This window comes from Streptomyces sp. NPDC091377 (assembly GCF_044757045.1).
Classification (GTDB): domain Bacteria; phylum Actinomycetota; class Actinomycetes; order Streptomycetales; family Streptomycetaceae; genus Streptomyces.
In genome coordinates this window covers 300178-320451 of sequence record NZ_JBIVUE010000003.1, presented here as the reverse complement: position 1 = coordinate 320451, position 20274 = coordinate 300178, and the positions used below count along the sequence as shown (strand labels likewise).

The 20274-nt window shown below is 73.4% G+C and carries 18 protein-coding genes; 10 read left to right on the top strand and 8 right to left on the bottom strand.

The genetic code is table 11. The features are described 5' to 3' along the window. Window positions 1-854: 854 nt before the first annotated feature. From ACIQNG_RS09145 to ACIQNG_RS09135, 3 genes are all read left to right on the top strand, one after another. Window positions 855-983 (top strand): hypothetical protein, encoded by a 129-nt coding sequence (locus ACIQNG_RS09145; protein ID WP_401424225.1) that lies wholly within the window; start codon window positions 855-857, stop codon window positions 981-983. A gap of 15 nt (window positions 984-998) precedes the next feature. Next, window positions 999-1763, top strand: coding sequence for a hypothetical protein (locus ACIQNG_RS09140; protein ID WP_401424226.1), 765 nt, complete (start codon window positions 999-1001; stop codon window positions 1761-1763). A gap of 179 nt (window positions 1764-1942) precedes the next feature. Beyond that, window positions 1943-2494, top strand: coding sequence for a hypothetical protein (locus ACIQNG_RS09135; RefSeq protein ID WP_401483480.1), 552 nt, complete (start codon window positions 1943-1945; stop codon window positions 2492-2494). Window positions 2495-2637: 143 nt separating this feature from the next. On the opposite strand, the gene ACIQNG_RS09130 is transcribed toward ACIQNG_RS09135, so the two are convergent. After that, window positions 2638-3108: a hypothetical protein gene (locus ACIQNG_RS09130; RefSeq protein WP_401425111.1), complete on the bottom strand. Its 471-nt coding sequence runs from the start codon at window positions 3106-3108 to the stop codon at window positions 2638-2640. Between the two features lie 506 nt (window positions 3109-3614). On the opposite strand from ACIQNG_RS09130, the gene ACIQNG_RS09125 reads away from it, so the two are divergent. After that, entirely contained in the window at window positions 3615-4286 is a 672-nt protein-coding gene (locus ACIQNG_RS09125) for a class F sortase (RefSeq protein WP_401424228.1), read from the top strand. A gap of 27 nt (window positions 4287-4313) precedes the next feature. Here the strand turns inward: ACIQNG_RS09125 and ACIQNG_RS09120 are convergent, their stop codons facing one another. Further along, window positions 4314-5159 (bottom strand): polysaccharide deacetylase family protein, encoded by an 846-nt coding sequence (locus ACIQNG_RS09120; RefSeq protein ID WP_401483478.1) that lies wholly within the window; start codon window positions 5157-5159, stop codon window positions 4314-4316. Window positions 5160-5286: 127 nt separating this feature from the next. Next, window positions 5287-8583: a bifunctional lysylphosphatidylglycerol synthetase/lysine--tRNA ligase LysX gene (gene lysX, locus ACIQNG_RS09115; RefSeq protein WP_401483476.1), complete on the bottom strand. Its 3297-nt coding sequence runs from the start codon at window positions 8581-8583 to the stop codon at window positions 5287-5289. A 122-nt stretch (window positions 8584-8705) separates the two neighbouring features. Here lysX and ACIQNG_RS09110 point away from each other — a divergent pair, with 122 nt between their 5' ends. Both ACIQNG_RS09110 and ACIQNG_RS09105 read left to right on the top strand, forming a co-directional pair. Next, complete coding sequence (locus ACIQNG_RS09110; RefSeq protein ID WP_401483474.1) at window positions 8706-9176, top strand: universal stress protein; 471 nt, start codon at window positions 8706-8708, stop codon at window positions 9174-9176. A 36-nt stretch (window positions 9177-9212) separates the two neighbouring features. Further along, entirely contained in the window at window positions 9213-9686 is a 474-nt protein-coding gene (locus tag ACIQNG_RS09105) for a MarR family winged helix-turn-helix transcriptional regulator (RefSeq protein ID WP_401483472.1), read from the top strand. Window positions 9687-9710: 24 nt separating this feature from the next. On the opposite strand, the gene ACIQNG_RS09100 is transcribed toward ACIQNG_RS09105, so the two are convergent. Continuing rightward, window positions 9711-10859 (bottom strand): CapA family protein, encoded by a 1149-nt coding sequence (locus tag ACIQNG_RS09100; protein WP_401483470.1) that lies wholly within the window; start codon window positions 10857-10859, stop codon window positions 9711-9713. A 244-nt stretch (window positions 10860-11103) separates the two neighbouring features. Here ACIQNG_RS09100 and ACIQNG_RS09095 point away from each other — a divergent pair, with 244 nt between their 5' ends. From ACIQNG_RS09095 to ACIQNG_RS09085, 3 genes are all read left to right on the top strand, one after another. Continuing rightward, complete coding sequence (locus ACIQNG_RS09095; protein ID WP_401425113.1) at window positions 11104-11658, top strand: sigma-70 family RNA polymerase sigma factor; 555 nt, start codon at window positions 11104-11106, stop codon at window positions 11656-11658. 158 nt (window positions 11659-11816) lie between these two features. Next, a complete protein-coding gene (locus tag ACIQNG_RS09090) occupies window positions 11817-12338 on the top strand; it encodes a hypothetical protein (protein ID WP_401483468.1) in 522 nt (173 codons plus the stop codon). Between the two features lie 131 nt (window positions 12339-12469). Next, window positions 12470-13120: a zf-HC2 domain-containing protein gene (locus ACIQNG_RS09085; protein WP_401424235.1), complete on the top strand. Its 651-nt coding sequence runs from the start codon at window positions 12470-12472 to the stop codon at window positions 13118-13120. A gap of 52 nt (window positions 13121-13172) precedes the next feature. Here ACIQNG_RS09085 and ACIQNG_RS09080 read toward each other — a convergent pair whose 3' ends face one another. The 3 genes from ACIQNG_RS09080 to ACIQNG_RS09070 form a co-directional block, all read right to left on the bottom strand. Further along, window positions 13173-14039: an Fpg/Nei family DNA glycosylase gene (locus tag ACIQNG_RS09080; protein WP_401424236.1), complete on the bottom strand. Its 867-nt coding sequence runs from the start codon at window positions 14037-14039 to the stop codon at window positions 13173-13175. Window positions 14040-14088: 49 nt separating this feature from the next. Continuing rightward, window positions 14089-16179 carry a SpoIIE family protein phosphatase gene (locus tag ACIQNG_RS09075; protein ID WP_401483466.1) on the bottom strand — a complete coding sequence of 697 codons (2091 nt, stop codon included), beginning with the start codon at window positions 16177-16179 and terminating at the stop codon, window positions 14089-14091. Window positions 16180-16295: 116 nt separating this feature from the next. Beyond that, window positions 16296-17717 (bottom strand): DUF6777 domain-containing protein, encoded by a 1422-nt coding sequence (locus tag ACIQNG_RS09070; RefSeq protein ID WP_401483464.1) that lies wholly within the window; start codon window positions 17715-17717, stop codon window positions 16296-16298. Window positions 17718-17988: 271 nt separating this feature from the next. On the opposite strand from ACIQNG_RS09070, the gene ACIQNG_RS09065 reads away from it, so the two are divergent. Then, window positions 17989-19413 carry a lipase maturation factor family protein gene (locus tag ACIQNG_RS09065; RefSeq protein WP_401483462.1) on the top strand — a complete coding sequence of 475 codons (1425 nt, stop codon included), beginning with the start codon at window positions 17989-17991 and terminating at the stop codon, window positions 19411-19413. On the opposite strand, the gene ACIQNG_RS09060 is transcribed toward ACIQNG_RS09065, so the two are convergent. Then, complete coding sequence (locus ACIQNG_RS09060; protein ID WP_401424240.1) at window positions 19401-20240, bottom strand: amidohydrolase family protein; 840 nt, start codon at window positions 20238-20240, stop codon at window positions 19401-19403. The two genes, ACIQNG_RS09065 and ACIQNG_RS09060, sit on opposite strands and share 13 nt — an antisense overlap. Window positions 20241-20274 lie beyond the last annotated feature (34 nt).

The window sequence follows — 20274 nt, the reverse complement described above, 5'->3', positions numbered from 1 at the left end:
CCCGGCGGGGCGCAAGCCCGGCGGGGCGCAAGCCCGGCGGGGCGCAAGCCCGGCGGGGCGCAAGCCCGGCGGGGCGCAAGCCCGGCGGGGCGCAAGCCCGGCGGGGCGCAAGTCTCAGGGAGACGAGAGGCCCGGGGCTCCGGAGATGGGAGACCCGGGGCTCACGGCGGCGGGCCAGGGCTCAGGGGCGCACCGCCCTGCGCGACCCGGGGGGCGCGGGTCTAAACCTCATGGGCCTCAACATCCCCCGTTCGGGGCAATCCACCGGTACCCGGGCGTGGCGGGAGGGGCGGTCGCTCATGATCTGCGACGTGCATGGACCCTCACGGACCCGATCCGCCGTCGCCTCAAGGGCGTTGGGCGTACTCGCGCTGGCCTGGGCGCTGGCGGGCGCCCCCGCCGGTACGGCCACCGCCCACTCGTGCGCCTGGGCCTCGACGGGGCCGGGCGGCACCCAGGCGGTGGCGGTCGCCGGGAGCGGGACGACCGGGACAGCCGGGACAGCCGGGACAGCCGGGACAGCCGAGAAAACCTGGCCCACCCTGCCGCCGTGCCCGCCCAAGCCGACCCCCACCCCGACACCGACTCCCACACCCACGCCGACACCTACACCCACGCCCACGCCCACGCCCACACCGTCTCCTACGCCCACGCCCACCCCTACGCCCTCTCCCACGCCGACGCCGCGGCCCACGCCCACCCCCGCGCCGGAGCCGCCGGCTCCCTCGCCCGAGAGGGTGCCCGCGCGGCCCGCTCCCCCGCCGCCACCGCCGCCGGCGGCCTCGCCGGCGCCCTCGCCGGCGCGGACCCCGGGGCCGACCCCCACGCCCAGCCCGCGGGCCTCCGTCACGCCGGTGAGTTATCCGCCGTACCGGCCCTCGACCCATCAGCGGGTCCTGCATCAGAGGCAGTCGCCGGTCACCTTCGTCCTGCTCATCACCGCGCCAGCGGTGATCGCCGTCGCCGCGCTGCGGCCCCGCTGACCCTGGAGGCTTGTCTTGCCGGAATGGCTTGTTCTCACCCTCGCGATGGTGGCCGCCTGTGGTGTGGTGGTCCTGATCACCGTCGTCCGCCACCGCGCCGCCTCCGCCGACGAGGACCCGTCCGAGACACCGGACGTCATCGAGTACATGACGATGTGGATCGGTGTCGTGTACGCGATCGTCCTGGGTCTGGCCATCGCGGGTGTCTGGGAGGCCAGGAGCGTCGCCGAGGACCAGGTGCGCGCGGAGGCGCAGGCGCTGCACGAGATCTCGGAGCGGGTGCGGGTCTATCCCGAGGAGGCCCGCGACCGGATCCGCGACGATGTCAACGCCTATGTCGGACACGTCGTCACCACGGAGTGGAAGACGATGGCCGACGAAGGGAAGATCACCCGGCGCGGCACCGAACTCATGGACCGGATCCGCGTCGACGTCACCGACTACGAGCCCGCCGACGACTTCGAGGCCCAGGCGTACCAGCCGCTCCTCGACCAGGTGACCGCCGCCGACCAGGCCCGTGCCTCCCGTGCGGACTCGCTGGGGGCGACGATGCCGGGCGTGGTGTGGTTCGGGCTGATCGCCGGGGCCGTCATCACCCTCGGCATGGTGCTGGCGCTCCAGATCCGGCGAACGTTCCGCGAACTCGTCCTCGCCGGGCTGTTCGCGGCGCTGATCGCCTTCCTCCTCTTTCTGATCTGGGACTTCGACGCCCCGTACAGCAGGGGGGTCACGGCCTCCGCCGATCCGTTCCTGGACCTGTTCCCGGGAATCACGGGCTGAGTCGCCGTCCCCCACCTGTACGAACCGGGTCCCCTGAGCGGCCCACACCGATGCCCCATTCGCGCGACTGGGTTCGCGCGTCCGTGCGGACCTTTCTAGCGTTTCGCTCATCGAGGTGCATTTCTGGCGTCGGCGGAACCGGTCCGCGGCTGCTCCTCGGGGACCCGGAGGATGTGACCATGAGCGCGATACGCGTCGGCTCGGCCGCCCTGGTGGCCGTCAGTGCCCTGACCCTCGCCGCTCCCGCCGCACAGGCCCGGGGCGAGGAGGAGTCCCGGCTGCGGGTCTCGGTCGCCCCGTCGACCGTCGCCGCCGGGGGCCGGGTCACGCTGCGGGCCGAGGGCTGCGAACGCGAGGTGCGTATCTCCTCCGGGGTCTTCGACGATGTCACCCTCCACCGTCTGGAGGGCACCGCGACCGCCACGGTCGACCGGGACGCGAAGAAGGGGGCGGTGTACGAGGTGTCGTTCCGCTGCGGGAACTCCTGGCGGAACGCCTCGCTCACCATCGCCTCCGGGCACCATGAATCCTCGTACGACTCCCGGGACTCCTACGATTCCTCCGGCTCCTACGACTCCGAGTACCCGCAGCGCGGTGTGCACGCCGGTGAGGGTGGCAGCCTCGCCGGGTTCGATCTCAAGGAGATCGGGTTCGGTCTCGCGCTGATCGTCGGCTCGGTCGGGGCCGCGTACCACTTCTCACGCCGCCGCTCCGAGCAGGAGGGCGGCTGACCGGCGCCACCCCGGACGCACCGGCGTCCGCGCCGCCGCCGTGCAGGGCTTCGCCCCGGTGTCCCTGAGGGGACCGGGGCGAAGCCCTGTGCGCGTGCGTCTCGCGAAGGGTGCCGCCGGTCCCGCGGGGAGACCGGCGGGCGTCAGATCTGCTTCTCGGCGCGGCGCCGCATCCAGAACACCCCGCCGCCGACGAGGGCCGCGGCGACCAGTCCGCCGCCGATGGCCATGTCGGTGGGCGTGGCACCGCTGGAGCTGCTGCCGCCGATGCCGCCGCGGACCCCGCCGATGACGGTGAAGGCGGCCGGACGGGTCAGGTGGCGGCCGTCGCAGTTGACGGAGATGTCGAAGGAGCCGGGCCGGGCGTCGTGGTGGACGCTGGCGTGGCCCCTGGACGTGTCGAGCGCGCCTCTGAGCGGGGTGAGCGTCGTGGGGCGGAACGCGTGGGAGGTGGCGGTGCCGCCGTTGCGGCAGCCGTCGACGGTGATGGTGAGCTGACCGCCGCGGGCGATCACGTGGGGCACCGCGAGGATGTTGCTGGGGTTGCCGCCCCCGCGGCCACCGTCGTGGTTGTTGTTGCCCTGACCGAAGTTCTGGTCGTTGCCCTGGCCGATGTTGCGGTCGCCCAGGCCGGGGTCGTTGTTGCCGCCCGCGCCGAGGTGGTGGCTGGCCTGTCCCAGATCGGTGTTCCCCTGGCCCGGGTTCTCCCAGGCGACGGCCGCGGGGGCGGCGAACCCCGCGGCGGCGACCAAGGCGACCGAGGCCGCCAGGGTTCTGGCAGTACGCATGTGATCCTCCGCGGAAGACGCCCCGGGACCCGTCCCCGGTCTGTGAGCGAGAAAGCGCCTCCCAGACAGACCCTCAGATGCCCCGCGCGCGACCGCATTTCGGCGATGGTCCGTCCTGGTGAGGCAACACGCCCGGGGAAAACCGTGCGAATGGATATTGCCGCAGGTCACGGACCGTCAGAAAATTCCTGCCCCGGCCGACTCGGATGGCGCACGGTCAAGGCGCGGGGCCACCCGTTCGCATCTGTCCCCGTGCCGCATTCCTTCTCCGCCTTTAGCGTTTTCCCATGCGCGACTGACGTGGCGACGGCCGCGTCGAGAGGGGATGGCCCATGTCTGCTTCCGAGCCGGCCGAGCTTGCGGAAGAAGAGGAGCGGCGTAAGAAGCGCGCCCCCTGGGGCGTGATAGCGCTGGTGCTGCTGACCGGTCTCGCACTCATCCGCAACGGTTCCGGGGAGTTCGACGTGGGCCCGCCACAGCCCGCGTCCGCCGCGGCCGACACCCGTACCGCACCGGGCACCACCTTCGGCAAGGCGGTGTCGCCGCTGCCGTACGCGCTGCCGGAGCGGGTGCGGATCCCGGCGATCCAGGTGGACGCGCCGATGATGGCGGTCGGCCTGGACGCGGCGGGCTGGGTGGACGCGCCGCCGCCCGAGGACCCGAATCTGGCCGGGTGGTTCACCGGTGCCGTCTCCCCCGGCGAGAAGGGCACCGCCGTCGTCGTCGGGCATGTCGACAACAGCCGGGGCCCGGCGGTGTTCTACGGGCTCGGCGCGCTGAAGCAGGGGCATCATGTGGAGGTGGCGCGCGAGGACGGAAAGACCGCGGTGTTCGAGATCTATGGCATCGAGGTCTTCGAGAAGAACAATTTCCCCGGCGACCGGGTCTACGCCGCGAAAGGCGGCGCCGAATTGCGGGTCATCACCTGCGGCGGGGGTTTCTCGAAGCAGAACGGTTACGACGGGAATGTCGTCGCCTTCGCCCGCCTGGTCGAGGTCCGCTGAACGGACCCCGGCCGGGCGGGCCGCCGCTCAGACGTGCTTCCGGCGGGGCACGGTGATGTGGTACCCGGAGTCGAGCAGCTGCGGCAGATAGTCCCGCAGGGCCACGACGCTCTGTGAGCGGTCGCCGCCGGCGTCGTGCGAGAGGACCACGACGCCGGGTCCGGCGCCCTCGTGGACGCGGGCGACGATGGTGCCCGCGCCGGGCTCGGTCCAGTCGAGGGTGTCGACCGTCCAGGCCAGCGGCTCCATGCCGAGTTCGGCGCCGAGCTGGAAGGCGGCCCGGTTCCAGGCGCCGTAGGGGGCGCGGAACCAGCGCGGCCACTCCCCGCAGCCCTGCTCGATGGTCTCGCAGGTCCGTTCCATCTCGCTGTGGATACGGCCCCGGCCGAGCTGGGTGAGCAGGGGGTGGGACCAGGTGTGGTTGGCGACGACATGGCCCTCGTCGGCCATGCGCTCCAGCAGTCCGGGGTGCTCGGCGGCCATCTCGCCGCACACGAAGAACATGGCGGGCACGTCGTAGGCGGCGAGGGTGTCGAGGATGTCGGGGGTGTAGGCGGGGTCGGGGCCGTCGTCGAAGGTGAGCACCATGGAGCGGCCGGGGACGGCGACGCTGAGCAGCGGTTCGGTGCGGACCGGGAGGCGGCCGGGGGCGGCGCGCGGGGCGCCGTGGCCGGTGAGCGGCTGGAGGCGGTAGGCGGACGGTTTCATGGGGCGCCGGACCGGCGGGCCGGGGGCGCCCACGGCGGTCCGTGCGGGCGCGCCGCCGGAGCCCGCGCCGATCAGGCCCGCCGCGCCGGCGGCGACGGCCGCGGCGGCCGTGGCGGCGCCGCCCAGCAAGGCCCGGCGCCGGGTGAGGAAGTGATCCTTCGTCATGACTCATGGGTCGCCCGGGGCGGCCCCGCCGCACCGCCGCGACACCGGTGCGGCGGTGGGAAAACACCCGCGCGGCGCAGCGGTTCACGCCCGTACGGCGGCAGCCGGCACCGCCCCCGGGAGGGGGTCAGCGGCGGCGGACCAGCGGGAAGGGGAGGGTCTCGCGGATCGTCAGCCCGGTGAGGAACATGACGACGCGGTCGACGCCGATCCCGAGGCCGCCGGTGGGCGGCATGGCGTACTCCAGGGCGTCGAGGAAGTCCTCGTCCAGTTCCATGGCCTCGGGGTCGCCGCCCGCGGCGCGCAGGGACTGGGCGGTGAGCCGGCGGCGCTGCTCGACGGGGTCGGTCAGCTCGGAGTAGGCGGTGCCGAGTTCGGTGCCGAAGGCGACGAGGTCCCAGCGCTCGGCGAGCCGGGGGTCGGTGCGGTGCTGGCGGGTGAGCGGGGAGACGTCGGTGGGGAAGTCCTTGTAGAAGGTGGGCGGCCCGGTGCGCTCCTCCACCAGCCGCTCGTACAGCTCCAGCACGACGTCCCCGTGGCCGTCGTCGGGGCGGTACGGCACCTGGGCACGGTCGCAGAGCCGGTGCAGGGCGGGCAGGGCGGTGCCGGGGTCGATCTCCTCCCCGAGGGCGTCGGAGACGGCGCCGTAGACCGTCTTGACCGGCCAGGGCCCGGAGATGTCGTGCTCCCGGCCGTCCTTGCGGGCGACCGGGCGGCCGAGGGCGGCGGTGGCGGCGCCCTGGATCAGTTCGCGGGTGAGGTCGAGCATCACGTCGTAGTCGGTGTACGCCTGGTACGCCTCCAGCAGGGTGAACTCGGGGTTGTGTGTGTGGCTGACGCCTTCGTTGCGGAAGGTGCGGCCCAGTTCGAAGACCTTCTCCAGGCCGCCGACGCACAGCCGTTTGAGGTACAGCTCGGGGGCGATGCGGAGGTGGAGATCGAGGTTGTAGGCGTTGATGTGGGTGGTGAAGGGGCGGGCGTTGGCGCCGCCGTGGATCTGCTGGAGCATCGGGGTCTCGACCTCCAGGAAGCCGCGGTCGAGCAGCCCTTGGCGCAGGGCCTGTACGGCGGTGGAGCGGGCGCGGACGATCTCGCGGGCGCCGGGGTCGGCGGCCAGGTCCAGATAGCGCATGCGGACCTTGGTCTCGGGGTCGGTCAGGCCCCGGCGTTTGTCGGGCAGCGGGCGCAGGCATTTGCCGCTGAGCCACCAGGAGGTGACGAAGACGGTCGGCTCGCCGCGGTCGCTGGTGCCGGCGTGCCCGGTGGCGGTGATGTGGTCGCCGATGTCGGTGTCGGCGCGGAAGCGGGCGAGGGCCTGGCCGGTCTCCGCGCGGGTGAGGGCGAGCTGGTGGTCGCCGGACCAGTCGCGCAGGGTGAGGAAGAGGATGCCGCCGAAGTCGCGGACGCGGATGACGCGGCCCGCGACGGTCACCGGTCCGTGGGCGGGCAGGGCGGCGAGGGTGTGGGTGCGGGGCGGGGTGCCGACCGGGTAGGGGTCGGTGCCTTCGGCGCGGAGCCGTGCCAGGGTGCGGTGGCGCAGGCGGACCTGTTCGGGCAGGCCGGCCAGGGGGTCGGCCGGTGCCGGGGCGCCGCGGTCGAGCCGTGGCGGCGGGGGTGGGCCGGCGGTGGCGGGGGGCCGCTGTCCCTGCTGGGGGCGGGCGCGGCCCCATCGGGTGCGGCCCCATCGGGTGCGGCCCCATCGGGTGCGCAGCGACGGTACGGGGACGAAGCCCTCGGCGATGCCGGAGGCCAGGCCGATCCGGGCGAGGGAGGCGGCCTCGCCCCAGCAGATGAAGCGCGGGTACCACTCGGGGCGGTATTTGGCGTTGGAGCGGTAGAGGGCTTCGAGCTGCCACCAGCGGGAGAAGAACAGCAGCAGTCGGCGCCACAGCCGCAGCACGGGGCCGGCGCCGATGCGGGCGCCCTCCTCGAAGACCGAGCGGAATACCGCGAAGTTGAGGGAGACGCGGCGGATGCCCAGCCTCGGGGCGACGGCGCACAGCTCGGCGACCATGAACTCCATGACGCCGTTGGGCGCGGCGCGGTCCCGGCGCATCAGGTCCAGGGAGACGCCGTCCTCGCCCCAGGGCACGAAGGAGAGCAGGGCCAGCGGTGCGCCGTCCGCGCCGAGTGCCTCCACGAGGAGGCAGTCGCCGTCGGCGGGGTCGCCGAGCCGGTCCAGGGCCATGGAGAAGCCGCGTTCGGACTCGGTGCCGCGCCAGGCGTCGGCCCGGGCGACGACGGTGCGCATCTCCTCCTCGCCGAGCGCGCGGTGGCGGCGGATGCGGGAGGTGGCGCCGGTGCGGCGCACCCGGTGGACGGCCTGGCGGGCGACGCGCATGTCCCGGCCGTCGAGGTCGAAGGCGGCCACGTGCACGATGGCCTCGTCGCCGAGTTGGAGGGCGCCGAGCCCGGCGCGGCCGAACGCCGTCGCGCCCTCCTCGGAGGCGCCCATCACTGCGGGGGCCCAGGCGTGCCGGCGGGCGCGGTCCAGCCAGGCGGCGATGGCGTGCGGCCATGCCTCGGGGTCGCCGACGGGGTCGCCGCTGGCGAGGCAGACCCCGGCTTCGACGCGGTAGGTGACGGCGGCTTTGCCGCTGGGTGAGAAGACGACGGCCTTGTCCCGGCGGGTGGCGAAGTAGCCGAGGGAGTCCTGGGCGCCGTAGAGGGCGAGCAGGGCGCGGATCCGGGTCTCCTCGTCGCCGTGCAGGGCGGCTTCCATGCGCTGGGAGCGGAACAGGGCCGCGGCGGCGTTGAGCAGGGCCAGCGCGCCGAACAGGCCGAGCAGGAAGGCCAGGGCGCGGGGCGGGTGGCCGTCGAAGGCGCCGCCGGTGACCAGTCCGCCGCACACCCGGTCCGCCGCCCAGGCCAGCCGCTGGCTGCGCGGCAGGGTGCCCGGGAAGAGTTCCACCAGCGCCCAGCCCGCCAGGATGGCGACGGCGAGTCCGGCGGCCAGGACGGCGAGCGCCCGCCACACCGCGCCGCGGCGGGAGGCGGCGTAGAACTCGTCGCGGGCGACGATCAGCAGGATGAGGGCGAGGCCGCAGACGATCAGCGAGGGCAGGGAGTCGGTGTAGAGGCCGAGGGCGACTCCGAGGGCGTCGACCAGGACGAGCAGGCCGAGGTAGACGACCACCAGCCACCAGGCGACCTTCTTGCGGGCGGCGGTGGCGCCGGCGAGCAGGAAGAGGAAGACGGCGTAGGCGAGGTTGGCGCTGACCGGGACGATCACCGTGTCCAGCGCGTGCACGACCGGGCGCAGTGCCAGGCGCAGGGCCGGGATCAGGGCGAGGAGCGCGCAGAGCAGGCCGAGCGCGCCGAAGAAGACGGCGAAGGACTCGGGCACCTTGCCGAGGAGGGGGCTGCCGGGCGGGCGTCCGGGTTCCCGTGCCGCGCTGCCGGTGGCGGACTCGGTGGTGCTCATGACTCCGACTCTAGGAAGGTCGCGCCCGGTGCGCGCGTCGGCCGCGTCCGACGGCTGGACCTGCGCATTCCACGGTGGCACGGGCGGCTGCCGGGGCGGGGGGGGTCGGATAGCCTGCGCTCGTGACGGAACAGGAATCGAGACGGTTCGAGGGCTTCGAGCGGGGCACGGACGGGCCGAAGGTCATCGTCGTGGGCCTCGACGGCTCCGACTCCTCGCTGCGGGCGGCGGCGTACGGCGCGGGGCTGGCCCGGCGCCAGGGCGCGCTGCTGGCGCTGGTGTACGTGCAGCCGATGGTGGCGGCGGGGGCGGCGCTGGGGGCGCCGGTCGCGGACACGACCGAGGAGATCGCCGAGGATCTGGTGGCGCAGATCCGGGAGGCGACGGAGCGGGTGCGGGGGATATTCGATCTGCGGTGGGAGTTCCACACCTTCCGGGGGGACGCGTACGGGGGGCTGGTCAAGGCGGCCGACGAACTGAAGGCCGACGCGGTGGTGGTGGGGGCGTCGGAGCAGGCGGGACACCGGATCGTGGGGTCGGTGGCGGTGCGGTTGGTGAAGGCCGGGCGGTGGCCGGTGACAGTGGTTCCGTAGGGGTCGGTGTGGCAACCGGGGTGTCATGATGGGCGGGTGAACGACATCGACGTCCCGCTCCCCCCGGACGCCCTCGGTCCCCGGCTGCGGGAGGTCTTCGACCTGGTCGGGCCGCTGTACCGGCGGGTGCAACGCAAGGTCGAGCAGTCCGAGCCGGTCGAGGGGCTGTCGGTCGGGGTGCGGGCGGTGCTCGATCTGCTGCACCGGGGCGGTCCGCTGACCGTGCCGCAGATGGGCCGGGCGCAGGCGATCAGCAGGCAGTACGTGCAGCGGATGGTCAACGAGGCGGCGGCCCGCGGGCTGGTGGAGGCGGTCGCCAACCCCGCGCACCGGCGGTCCTCGCTGATCCGGCTGACGGACGGGGGCCGGTCGGTGATCACCGCCGTCCTCGCGCGGGAGGACCTGCTGATGCGGGAGGTGGGCGGTGATCTGACGGAGGCCGATGTGGCGACCTGTGCGCGGGTGCTGGGTGAGGTGCTCCGGGTCTTCGACCAGGTGGACGTGGACTGACCCCGGGGTCCGTCCGGTGGGCGGCTACTCCCCCATCTTCAGCCCGTCCTGCTCGGCGCCGCGGCTGAGGACCACCTCCTGGATCCGGTCGCGTACGGCGGACAGTTCGGCGCCCTGCTCGATCGCGCGGTTGACGTTGACGACCCGGCCGGCGTCGATGTCGTAGAGCTGGGGGATGAACTCCGCCCGGGTGACCTCCCAGCGGCCACCCGTCCGGGCGGGCGGGGCGAAGGTGAAGCGGCCGAGGGTGGACTGGTTGCCGCGCGGGTCGAAGGCGCCCTGCGGGTTGAACATCTCGCCCGCCACCTGGTCGCCCATGCCGTAGACCACCCAGGTGCCGTTGACCTTCTGGTACGCCTGGGGGACATGGGCGTGGGTGCCGAGGATCAGATCGATGTCGGGGCGGTCCCCGGTGCGGGACCTGGTGAGCCGGTCGGCGAGGGTGAGCTGGTTCTGGTCGGGCTCGTCCTGCCATTCGGTGCCCCAGTGCACGGAGACCACCACCACGTCGGCTCCGGCCTTGCGGGCGGCGCGGGCGTCGGCGACGATCCGGTCCTGGTCGGTGAGGTTGACCGCCCAGGGCTGTCCGGCCGGGAGCGGCAGTCCGTTGGTGCCGAAGGTGTAGGCGAGATGGGCGACCGCGGCGGTGCCCGCGTCGTAGCGGGTGACGGTGGCGGCCTCGGCCTCGGTGCGGGCGGAGCCGCTGTGCCGGACCCCGGCGCGGTCCAGGGCGTCCAGGGTGCGGCCGATCCCGGCGGCCCCGTCGTCCAGGCTGTGGTTGGAGGCGGTGGAGCAGCCGTCGTAGCCGGTCGCGGCGAGGCCCTGGGCGACCTCGGGCGGGGATTTGAAGGAGGGGTAGCCGGTATAGACGCCGTTCTCGCCGTAGACGGTCTCCATGTGACAGAGCGCCACATCGGCGCGGGCGGCGACCGGTTCGATGTCGGCGAAGATGGGGGCGAAGTCGTAGCCCGCGCCGCCCCCGTCGTAGAGGGCCCGCTGGATGACGGAGTCGTGCGGGAGGACGTCACCGGAGGCGACGAGGGTGAAGCCGCGGTCCCCGTCGCCCGAGGGCGCGGGATGTCCGGCCGGATCCCGGCGCTCGGCCTGGCAGGCGGCGCCCGCGGCGAGGACGACGGTGAGGGCGAGGGCCACCTGCTGTCTCCGTGCGATCATCTCTGCTCACCTCACTGTGGGACTATTTTCATACAAATAGGTACGAAGGTGACCGCTCCCCCAAACTGCCCCGGTGCCCGCGTTAACCCGTCCGGTGTGCGCGAGCGGACGCGCGGGCCGCTCACCGCGCGGCGACGGGGCGTCGGAACCGTTCGTCGCACCGTTCGCCGACGCGTTCGACCGTCCGCCGCACGGCGGTGTCCGCGCTCTGGGCGGACCCGGCCCGCTGCGGTGGCATACGGCCATGACGGCCGGAACCTTCCTCATCGACGGGACCCACGGGACGACCGCCGAGCACGAGCTGGCCGCCCTCCAGCGGGAGCACGGCCGGCCCCTCTTCGCACTGCTGCTCCGGCTCAGCGACGGGGACCGGCAACGGGCCGAGGACCTCGTCCAGGAGACCCTGGTGCGCGCCTGGCAGCACCCCGAGGCGCTGCGCGCCGACGCCTTCGACTCCGTACGGCCCTGGCTGCTGACCGTCGGCCGACGGCTCGCCATCGACGCCCGTCGCGCCCGGCAGGCCCGGCCGACCGAGGTCGGTGACGCCGTGCTGGAGAACGCGCGGATCATTCCCGATCACGCCGAACGGTCGGCCGCCGCGGTCGATGTGCGCGAGGCTGTGAAGACACTCACGCCCGAGCACCGGGACGTCCTGGTGCTGGTGTACTTCCGCGGGGCGAGTGTGGCGGAGGCCGCCGCCGTGCTCGGCATCCCGCCCGGTACCGTGAAGTCGCGCGCGTACTACGCGCTGCGCGCCCTGCGCCGGGTGCTTCCGGGATACGCGACTGACCAGCACTGAAACCGACTGCCGAGTCAAACCTTCGCAAAGTGCCTTGCTGAGCACCCCGGTTGAGTAATCCGCTGTCCTCATCCGTGTTCCGGTCGAGGGGGGCCGGGTGCACGACCGGCCCGGCTGGACGTGGGCGACGCGCACGCACCGGAGGAAGGCAGGAAGGGATGCTGCACAGAGGTCAACAGGGCACGGACGGCACCGACGGCGGAGAACTCACCGTCCCCATGGCCTGGTTGTATGCCGAGTACATCGCCGACGAACTGCTGCGGACGGGTGATCTCATGCCGCCGACGTCGTTCGAGTTCCGGGCCGGTCGGGACGCCCTCGCGCTGACCGTGTTCCTCTCGGACACCGACGGCGAGCTGTCCGGCATCCGGGTCGTCACCCAGCTGGAGACCTGGCTCTCCCTGACCGCCTACGACCAGCCCTGGCAGGAGTGGGTGCGCGAGCGGATCGACCAACTCGGCGCCGAGGCGGCCGAGTCGGCGGGCCCGGCACCCGATCTGGCACTCGCCGAGTCGGCGTGGCGCTGGCTCCAGGAGACCGAACTGCTCGCACCCGACCTGAACGCCGTGCCGGGGCCGGGGGGCGGTGCGGCGGTCGGCGAGGACGAGGGCCCGAAGGTGTGGACCCCGGCCTGGCAGCTCGGGCTGCCGCTGGGCCATCTCGCGATCCATCTCTTCTAGGGCGTCACCTGTCGTCCAGGGCCTCACCCGCGCCACGATTCTCCCTCCGGCCTTGAGTGATTCGGCGTCGCGGTGCGTACCGGGGGGTGCACGCAGTGACTGCACCCCCACCCCGAGGCACGAGGATGCGCATGAGGTCCCTGGAACGGCATCGCGATGTCGCCGCGTACGCGCTGGGCGTGCTGGACGAGGCGGAGTCGTTCCGCTTCGAGGACCACCTCATGGAATGCCCCCCGTGCGCGAAGCGGGTCACCGAGTTCGGACCGGTCTCCCGTCAGCTGATGCTCTACCGGCGGGCCACCCCGCGCCGCGTGCACCCACTGGCCGGGCCCGGACCCCGGCTGCTGGACCGGCTGCTGGGCGAGGTCCACGCCCGGCGCCGGGTCGCGCGGCGGCGGATGGGGTACGCGGTCGCCGTGGCGGTGGTCCTCGCGGTGGCCGGGCCCGCCCTTGCCCTGCCCGGGGGTGGCGGCGCGGGGACGGTCCGCACGGAGGCGACCGACCGCCGCTCCGGGGTGTGGGCGCAGGTCACCGCCGAGGGCGAGGTGTGGGGCAGCGAGGTCGAGCTGAAGGTGCGGGACGGGTCGGGTCCGCGCCCCTGCCGGCTGGTCGCGATCGGCCGGGACGGCGCCGAGGAGACGGTGACCAACTGGACCACGCCCCGCCGCGACGCCGGGTCGCACACCATGCGGGGCGGCGCCGCGCTGCACCCGGACGAGATCGTGCGCTACGAGGTGCGTTCCTCGGCCGGGGTGACGCTGGTGAGCCTGCCCGGCGACTGAGCGCGCCCGCCCGGCGCCCGGATGCCCCTCGGGACTTCGGGCAGGGCACCGCTCACTTCAGCAGCCGGGACATCCTGCGGTCGGCGAGCGGCTTGCCGCCGGTCTGGCAGGTCGGGCAGTACTGGAGCGAGGAGTCGCTGAAGGAGACCTCGCGGACGGTGTCGCCGCACACCGGACAGGGCTGCCCGGTCCGGCCGTGCACCCGCAGCCCGCTCTTCTTCTCGGCCTTGAGCCGGCCGGCCGCCACACCCCGGGAGCGTTCCACCGCCTCGGTGAGGGTGTCGCGCAGCGCGGCGTAGAGCGTCGCGGTCTCCTCGGGGGTCAGGGACGCGGCCAGCTTGAAGGGGGACATCCTGGCGGCGTGCAGGATCTCGTCGCTGTAGGCGTTGCCGACCCCGGCGATCAGGCTCTGGTCGCGCAGGGCGCCCTTGAGTTGGCGCCGTTCGCCCGCCAGCAGGGCGGCGAAGCGGGCCTCGTCGAAGCCGTCCGCGAGCGGGTCGGGGCCGAGCCGGGCGATGCCGGGCACCTCGTCCGGGTCCCGTACGACGTACACCGCGAGCCGTTTCTGCGTACCGGCCTCGGTCAGGTCGAACCCCGCCCCCGTCTCCAGCGCGACCCGCAGGGCGAGCGGGCCCTTGCCCGGCTTGGGCGGGCCGTCGGGGAGCCGGTCCTTCCAGTGCAGCCAGCCGGCCCGGGCCAGATGGGTCACGAGCCGCGGGCCGCCGCCGTCCGTCTCCAGGTCCAGGAACTTGCCGTGCCGGTGCACCGCCGTGACCTCATGGCCCTCGACGGCGGAGAGCGGGGGGTCGTACGTCTTCAGCACACTGATGGCGACCGGCAGCACACGGACGATCTCATGGCCGACCAGGTGTTCGGTGAGGAAGTCCTTGAGCGCCTCTACCTCGGGGAGTTCCGGCATACGTCCAGGGTGCCACCGGGGTCACCGGAGCGCGGCCCGGCACCGGGCGTCACGGCCGGCGCACCGGCACGTCGAACTCGCACCAGACGCACTTGCCGCCGCCCCGGGCCTCCACGCCCCACCCGTCCGCCAGTAGATCGACCAGCATCAGCCCCCGGCCCGACACCCCCGCGACCCCGGCCTCGCGGCGGCGCGGCAGGGCGCTGGAGGAGTCCTCGACCTCGACGCGCAGCCGGCGGTCGGCCGCGCCCAGCACCCGCAGGGTGACGATCGCCGCGCCCTCGGTGTGCATCAGCGCGTTGGTGATCAGCTCGTCGGCGACCAGTTCCACCTCGTCCGCCCGGTCCGCCGCGCCCCAGGCCCGCACCGCCGCCCGGATCAGATGCCGGGCCTCGGCCAGCGCCTCGGGGTCGCCGGGCGCCACCTGCTGCTGGAGCCGGCCGCCGGACTGCGGGGCGTCCAGCCCCCGGCGGCGCAGCACCAGCAGCGCCACATCGTCGTCGCCGCCGCGCTCGTCCGCCTCGTCGATCAGCACATCGGCCAGCTCGCGCACATCCTGGGGGCCGTCCGTGACCAGCGCGGCGAGCGTCCGCATCCCGTCGTCCAGGTCGACCCCGGGCTGCTCCACCAGACCGTCGGTGCACAGCAGCAGGGTGTGCCCGGGATCCAGTTCGAGGGTGCCGACCGGGTAGTCCAGGCTGCCGAACTCCGCCGACAGACCGAGCGGCAGCCCGCCCTCGACCGGCATCCGGCGGCACCCGCCGTCGGGGGCCCGCAGCAGCGGGTCGATATGGCCGGCCCGCACCACCTGCACCACCCCGGTGACCAGGTCGACCTCCGCGTACAGACAGGTCGCGAAGCGGTCGGTGTCCAGTTCGTGCAGGAAGACCGAGGCACGGGCCATGACGGTGGCCGGGGGGTGGCCCTCGGCGGCGTAGGCGCGCAGCACGATCCGCAACTGGCCCATGACCGCTGCGGCATGGGTGTCATGGCCCTGGACGTCACCGATCACCGCGCCGACGCGGTCGCCGGGCAGCGGGATCAGGTCGTACCAGTCGCCGCCGATGTCGCGGCCCTTGGCGCCGCCGATCGCGGCGGCCCGGTAGCGTACGGCCACGTCGGCGCCGGGCACGCTGGGGATGGTGCGCGGCAGCATGGCCTGCTGGAGGCCCTCGGCGATGTCCTTCTCCTGCTCGTAGAACATCGCCCGTTGCAGGCTCTGGGCGATGCTGCTGCCCAGGGCGACGAGGATGCCGCGCTCCTCGTCGGTGAAGCCGTTCCGGTCGCTGTACAGCAGGCCCATCGCGCCGATCGGCCGGGCCTGCACGATCAGCGGGAGGTAGGCGGCGGCCGTGATGTCCAGCCCGGTGAGGTGCGGCCACAGGACGGGGTATCCGGCGGCGAATTCCTGCGCCGACTCGATGAAGCGCGGGCTGAGCGTCCGGACGACCTCGCTCATCGGGTACGGCTCGTCGATACGGGTGACGCGGGTGCCGGGGACGAAGCTGCCCTCGGGCCCTTCGGCGATCAGCCGGATGCGGCCGGCCTCGACCAGGCCCATGACCAGACTGGTGGCGCCCAGATGGGAGATGCCCTCGGTGTCCTTGAGGACGTCGATCACGTCCTGGACGGTGCGGGCGTGGGCGAGGGCCGCGGTGGTGACCTGGACGACGTTGATCTGCCGGCGGCGGGCGTCGTCGTGGGCGGCGCGGGCCTCCCCGTCCGCCACCTGCTGCAGTTCCTCGGTGGCGTCCCGGACGATGCCGACGATCCGGTTGGGCCGTCCGATGTCGTCCCGGCGGATGTAGCCGTGGGTGTGGGTCCAGCGCAGGGTGCCGTCGCGGCGGCGGATGCGGAAGTAGGCGCTGTAGTTCTCGCTGCCCTCCTTGATGGACCGGGAGACCAGCGCGTCGATGCGCCGGCTCTCGTCCTGGGGGATCCGCAGAGCGAGGGATGCGGCGCGGCCGTCGTACTCCTCGGGGCGGAAGTCGAAGATCTCCAGCGCCTGCGCGTCCATGTGGAAGAGACCGGTGTCCAGGTCCCAGTCGAAGCTTCCCATGCGATTGAGCGCCAGGATCGGGTCCGGGTGGGCCGGCCAGTCGTCCGGGAGTGACAGGGCGCTCGCTCCCCGCTCAGCCATGGGGCCACCTTGCCAGGATCCGGCCGATTCTTCGACTTGACCGGGGACGGGTTCCGCCAGGGCGGTGAGGGGAGGTGGGCGGCGGTGAGGGGCGCTGAGGGGCGGTAAGGGGGGGATCAGCCCGCGAAGGCCGGGGGCGAGGGATCGGGGTGCGCGTCCGGTTCCGGGGCGGTCTCGGGGTCTGTCCCGTCGTCCGTCCCCGCGTCCGTTTCGGTGTCGGTCCCCGCGTCCGTGCCGTCGTCCGTTTCCGGGTACGCCTCCGGGTCCTCCTGCGGGTCGGGGGCCTCGGGGACTTCGGGGGTGGCCGGGGCGTCCGGAATGAGACCCGCGCCGTCGATGGGGTCGGGCAGTTCGGGGACGAATTCGGGGCCGATCTCGTCGCTGAGGGCAAAGGGGTCCTCGGCCAGGGCCTCGCCCTCGCCGGAGGGCTCCGCCGGATCCTCGGCGAAGGGGTCAGGGAAGCCCTCGCCGAAGAGATCCTCGGTGGAGGGGCCGCCCGGGACCTCGTGACCGGCGAGGCCCGGTTCTTCGAGGCCGTGGCCGTGTCCGTCCCCTCGGCCCTCCCCCTGGCCGTCCCCTCGGCCCTCCCCCTGGCCGTCCTCGTGGCCGTCCCCTCGGCCGTCCGAGACGTTCAGCTCGCCGCCCGGCTCCGTCCGCTCCGGTGCCCGCCGGGGAGGCGACACGAGCTTGTCGTGCCGGACGTCCGTCCCGATCCGCCGTTCGATCCAGGTGTCGCTGAGCGAGTTGATGATCGTGACATGGGTGATGGCCCGGGGCGCCGGTCGTACGACGACCACCCGGGCGGGCCGGTAGCCGGACCACTGCTCGCCGCTGGTGGCCCGGGTGTCGCGGGCGGCGACCGGCGGGGTGAGCGGGTTGCCGCAGTCGCAGCGGAGCCGGGGCACGCCCCGGTCGTCGACCAGGACCGGTGTCCCGGTCTGGAGGACGGACTGGTAGCCGGAGACCCGGCCGTCGCGGTATCCGTGGTTGGTGACCCGGGTGTCCGCGCGCAGCACCACCGGGGTCAGCGCGCGCAGATGGTCCGGTACCCCGGCCGGCGCGACGCCCGCGACCTCGGCGAAGGCGCGGTTCATCGCGGGATCGCCGGTCAGATGGCCGATCTGCCGCTCCACGTCGCAACTGCCCACCCGCTGGACGCCGCCGTACAGGCCGGGGGTGCCGCCGGAGAGGGTGCGCAGTCCGCTGAGTGCCGCCGTGGCCTGTGCGGAGGCCGTCCGGGAGGACCGCGGCGGCTCCGACGACCGCGCCGACCGCGGCATTCGGGTGAGCGGCTCGGGGGTGCCCCCGGCTCTCGCCGTGGAGACGGTGAAGGGGTCGCGTCCGGGAGTGCCGGCCGGTTCGAGGAGCAGGGCGCCGCCCTCCGCCGCGGCCCGTCGACCGTCGCCGCCCGCGCAACCGGCGGCGACGAGTGCCGCCGCGAGGGCGCAGACGGCGAGGATCCCGCCGCGCACCCGCCTCGGAGCCGTCGTCCGTCGGCTCGACGGAGATCCGCCGTTGGATATGGGTCCGCCGTCCATGGGCACCACGTTCTCCACGTCGTCCGGTCCATCCGGTCACCGGGTCACCGGGGCACCCGGTCCATCGGGTCACCCGGGTCACCCGGTCACCGGGTTCTCCCGGGTCGGTCGGGGCAGTTCGTCACTATTGTCTGCTTCACTCTCCTGGGTTACGCAAGTGGAGCCGACGGGCACGCACCGTGACAGACGGCAGGATGACCCGTCGCGGAAGGAAAGCGAAAGGAAAGCGGAAGGAGAGCGGGATGAAGAGGAAGAGGAGGAGCACACGGCCGTGGACTGGTTCACCGCATCCGAGTACGGGCTGAGCCGGCTGGTCTTCCAGCGGGCGCTGGCCGGGGTCTATCTGGTCGCGTTCCTGACCGCCGCGCTCCAGTTCCGCGCGCTGATCGGGGAGCGGGGGATGCTGCCGGTGCCCCGGTTCACGGAGCGGGTGCCGTTCCGGGCGGCGCCGAGCGTGTTCCACCTGCACTACTCCGACCGGTTCTTCGCGCTCTGGGCCTGGTCGGGGGCGGTGGTGTCGGTCGCGCTGCTGGCGGGCGCGGACTCGCTGCTCCCGCTGTGGGCGGGGATGCTGCTGTGGCTGGCGCCATGGCTGATGTATCTGTCGATCGTGAACGTGGGCCAGACCTGGTACGCGTTCGGCTGGGAGTCACTGCTCCTGGAGGTGGGTTTCCTCGCGGTGTTCCTCGGCAACGACGAGGTGGGCCCGCCCGTGGTCGTGCTGTTCCTGCTGCGCTGGATCCTGTTCCGGGTCGAGTTCGGCGCCGGGCTGATCAAGCTGCGCGGCGACTCCTGCTGGCGCGACCTGACCTGTCTCTACCACCATCACCAGACCCAGCCGATGCCCGGCCCGCTGAGCTGGTTCTTCCACCACCTCCCCAAGCCGCTGCACCGGGCCGAGGCGGCGGCCAACCACCTCACCCAACTCGTCGTCCCCGTCCTGCTGTTCACCCCGCAGCCGATCGCGTCGGTCGCCGCCGCGCTGATGGTGGTCACCCAGCTGTGGCTGGTGCTCTCCGGCAACTTCTCCTGGCTGAACTGGATCACCGTCGTGCTGGCGCTGTCCGCGATCCGCTTCCCGTCGGAGGCGCCCACGACCGTCCCCGGCACACCCCTGTGGTACGTGGTGGTGGTGCTCGCCGTGGCCGCGCTGCTGGTGTTCCTCAGCTACCGGCCGGTGGTGAACATGGTCTCCCGGCGCCAGGTGATGAACCGCTCCTTCGACCCGCTCCACCTGGTCAACACCTACGGCGCGTTCGGCAGTGTCAGCCGGGTGCGGTACGAGGTGGTGATCGAGGGTACGGCCGATCCCGCGCCGGACGCGGACGCGCGCTGGCGGGAGTACGAGTTCAAGGGCAAGCCGGGTGATCCGCGGCGCTGGCCACGCCAGTTCGCCCCCTACCACCTGCGTCTGGACTGGCTGATGTGGTTCGCCGCGCTGTCGCCGGGCTATGCGGCGCCGTGGTTCGGCGGCCTCGTGGAGCGGCTGCTGGACAACGACCCCGACACCCTCAGGCTGCTGCGCCGCTCCCCGTTCCCGCCCGACGAGCCGCCCCGCTTCGTGCGCGCCCGGCTGTTCCGGTACCGGTACACCACCTGGCGTGAGCTGCGGGAGACGGGCGCGTGCTGGGAGCGGACGTACGTACGGGAGTTTCTGCCGCCGACCCGGTCGGCACCGCCCCGTCACAGCCGGTAGACGCGGCTCGCGGTGGTCTCGAAGATCTGGGCGCGCTCGGCCCGGCTCAGTCCCGCCGTCAGTTCCTCGGCCGCCGACACGACACGGCCGTACGGTGCCGCCAGGGTGCACACCGGCCAGTCGGAGCCGAACATCAGCCGGTCGGGGCCGAAGGCGTCCAGGACGACCTCGGCGTAGGGCCGCAGATCGGCGACGGTCCAGGAGCGGAGGTCGGCCTCGGTGACCATGCCGGAGAGCTTGCAGACGGTGTTGGGTCGCGCGGCGAGGATCCGGACCGCCGTCGCCCAGGGTTCGAGGGCGCCGGAGGCGATGGGGGGTTTGCCGAGGTGGTCGAGGACGAAGGTGAGGCCGGGGTGGTCGGCGGCGGCCCGTGCGGCGGCCGGCAGTTGGTGCGGCAGCACGAGCAGGTCGTAGACGAGCCCGGCGTGGGCGACGGCGGACAGTCCCCGGTGCACGTCCGGGCGCAGCAGCCAGCGCGGGTCGGGCTCGGCCTGGACCTGGTGGCGGATGCCCTTGAGGTGGGCGCCGCCGGGCAGGGCGGTGAGCCGGGCCAGTTCGTCGGCGACGCCGGGGGCGGTGAGGTCGGTCCAGCCGACGACGCCCGCGATCAGCTCGTGCCCGGCGGCGAGGGCGAGGAATTCGGGGGTCTCCTCGGCCACGGTGACCGTCTGGACCAGGACCGTGCGGTCGGTCCCGGCGGCGAGCGCCTCGGGCGCCAGGTCGGTGACGGCGAAGTCCCGCCGCAGGGGCGCCAGTCCGGGACCGGTGATCCAGTCCTGGTCCCGGACGGACAGGTCCCACACATGGTGGTGGGCGTCGACGGTCATGGCAGCTTCCCTCCGACGGGCTCGACGTGCGGGG

Bases quoted from the DNA above. Each gene is read 5' to 3' on its own strand.
- ACIQNG_RS09095 (WP_401425113.1), top strand. From the start codon at position 11,104: ATGACGGCCGGAACCTTCCTCATCGACGGGACCCACGGGACGACCGCC.
- ACIQNG_RS09125 (WP_401424228.1), top strand. From the start codon at position 3,615: ATGTCTGCTTCCGAGCCGGCCGAGCTTGCGGAAGAAGAGGAGCGGCGT.
- ACIQNG_RS09135 (WP_401483480.1), top strand. From the start codon at position 1,943: ATGAGCGCGATACGCGTCGGCTCGGCCGCCCTGGTGGCCGTCAGTGCC.
- ACIQNG_RS09070 (WP_401483464.1), bottom strand. From the start codon at position 17,717: ATGGACGGCGGACCCATATCCAACGGCGGATCTCCGTCGAGCCGACGG.
- ACIQNG_RS09085 (WP_401424235.1), top strand. From the start codon at position 12,470: ATGAGGTCCCTGGAACGGCATCGCGATGTCGCCGCGTACGCGCTGGGC.
- ACIQNG_RS09080 (WP_401424236.1), bottom strand. From the start codon at position 14,039: ATGCCGGAACTCCCCGAGGTAGAGGCGCTCAAGGACTTCCTCACCGAA.
- ACIQNG_RS09100 (WP_401483470.1), bottom strand. From the start codon at position 10,859: ATGATCGCACGGAGACAGCAGGTGGCCCTCGCCCTCACCGTCGTCCTC.
- ACIQNG_RS09075 (WP_401483466.1), bottom strand. From the start codon at position 16,179: ATGGCTGAGCGGGGAGCGAGCGCCCTGTCACTCCCGGACGACTGGCCG.
- ACIQNG_RS09120 (WP_401483478.1), bottom strand. From the start codon at position 5,159: ATGACGAAGGATCACTTCCTCACCCGGCGCCGGGCCTTGCTGGGCGGC.
- ACIQNG_RS09090 (WP_401483468.1), top strand. From the start codon at position 11,817: ATGCTGCACAGAGGTCAACAGGGCACGGACGGCACCGACGGCGGAGAA.
- lysX (WP_401483476.1), bottom strand. From the start codon at position 8,583: ATGAGCACCACCGAGTCCGCCACCGGCAGCGCGGCACGGGAACCCGGA.
- ACIQNG_RS09060 (WP_401424240.1), bottom strand. From the start codon at position 20,240: ATGACCGTCGACGCCCACCACCATGTGTGGGACCTGTCCGTCCGGGAC.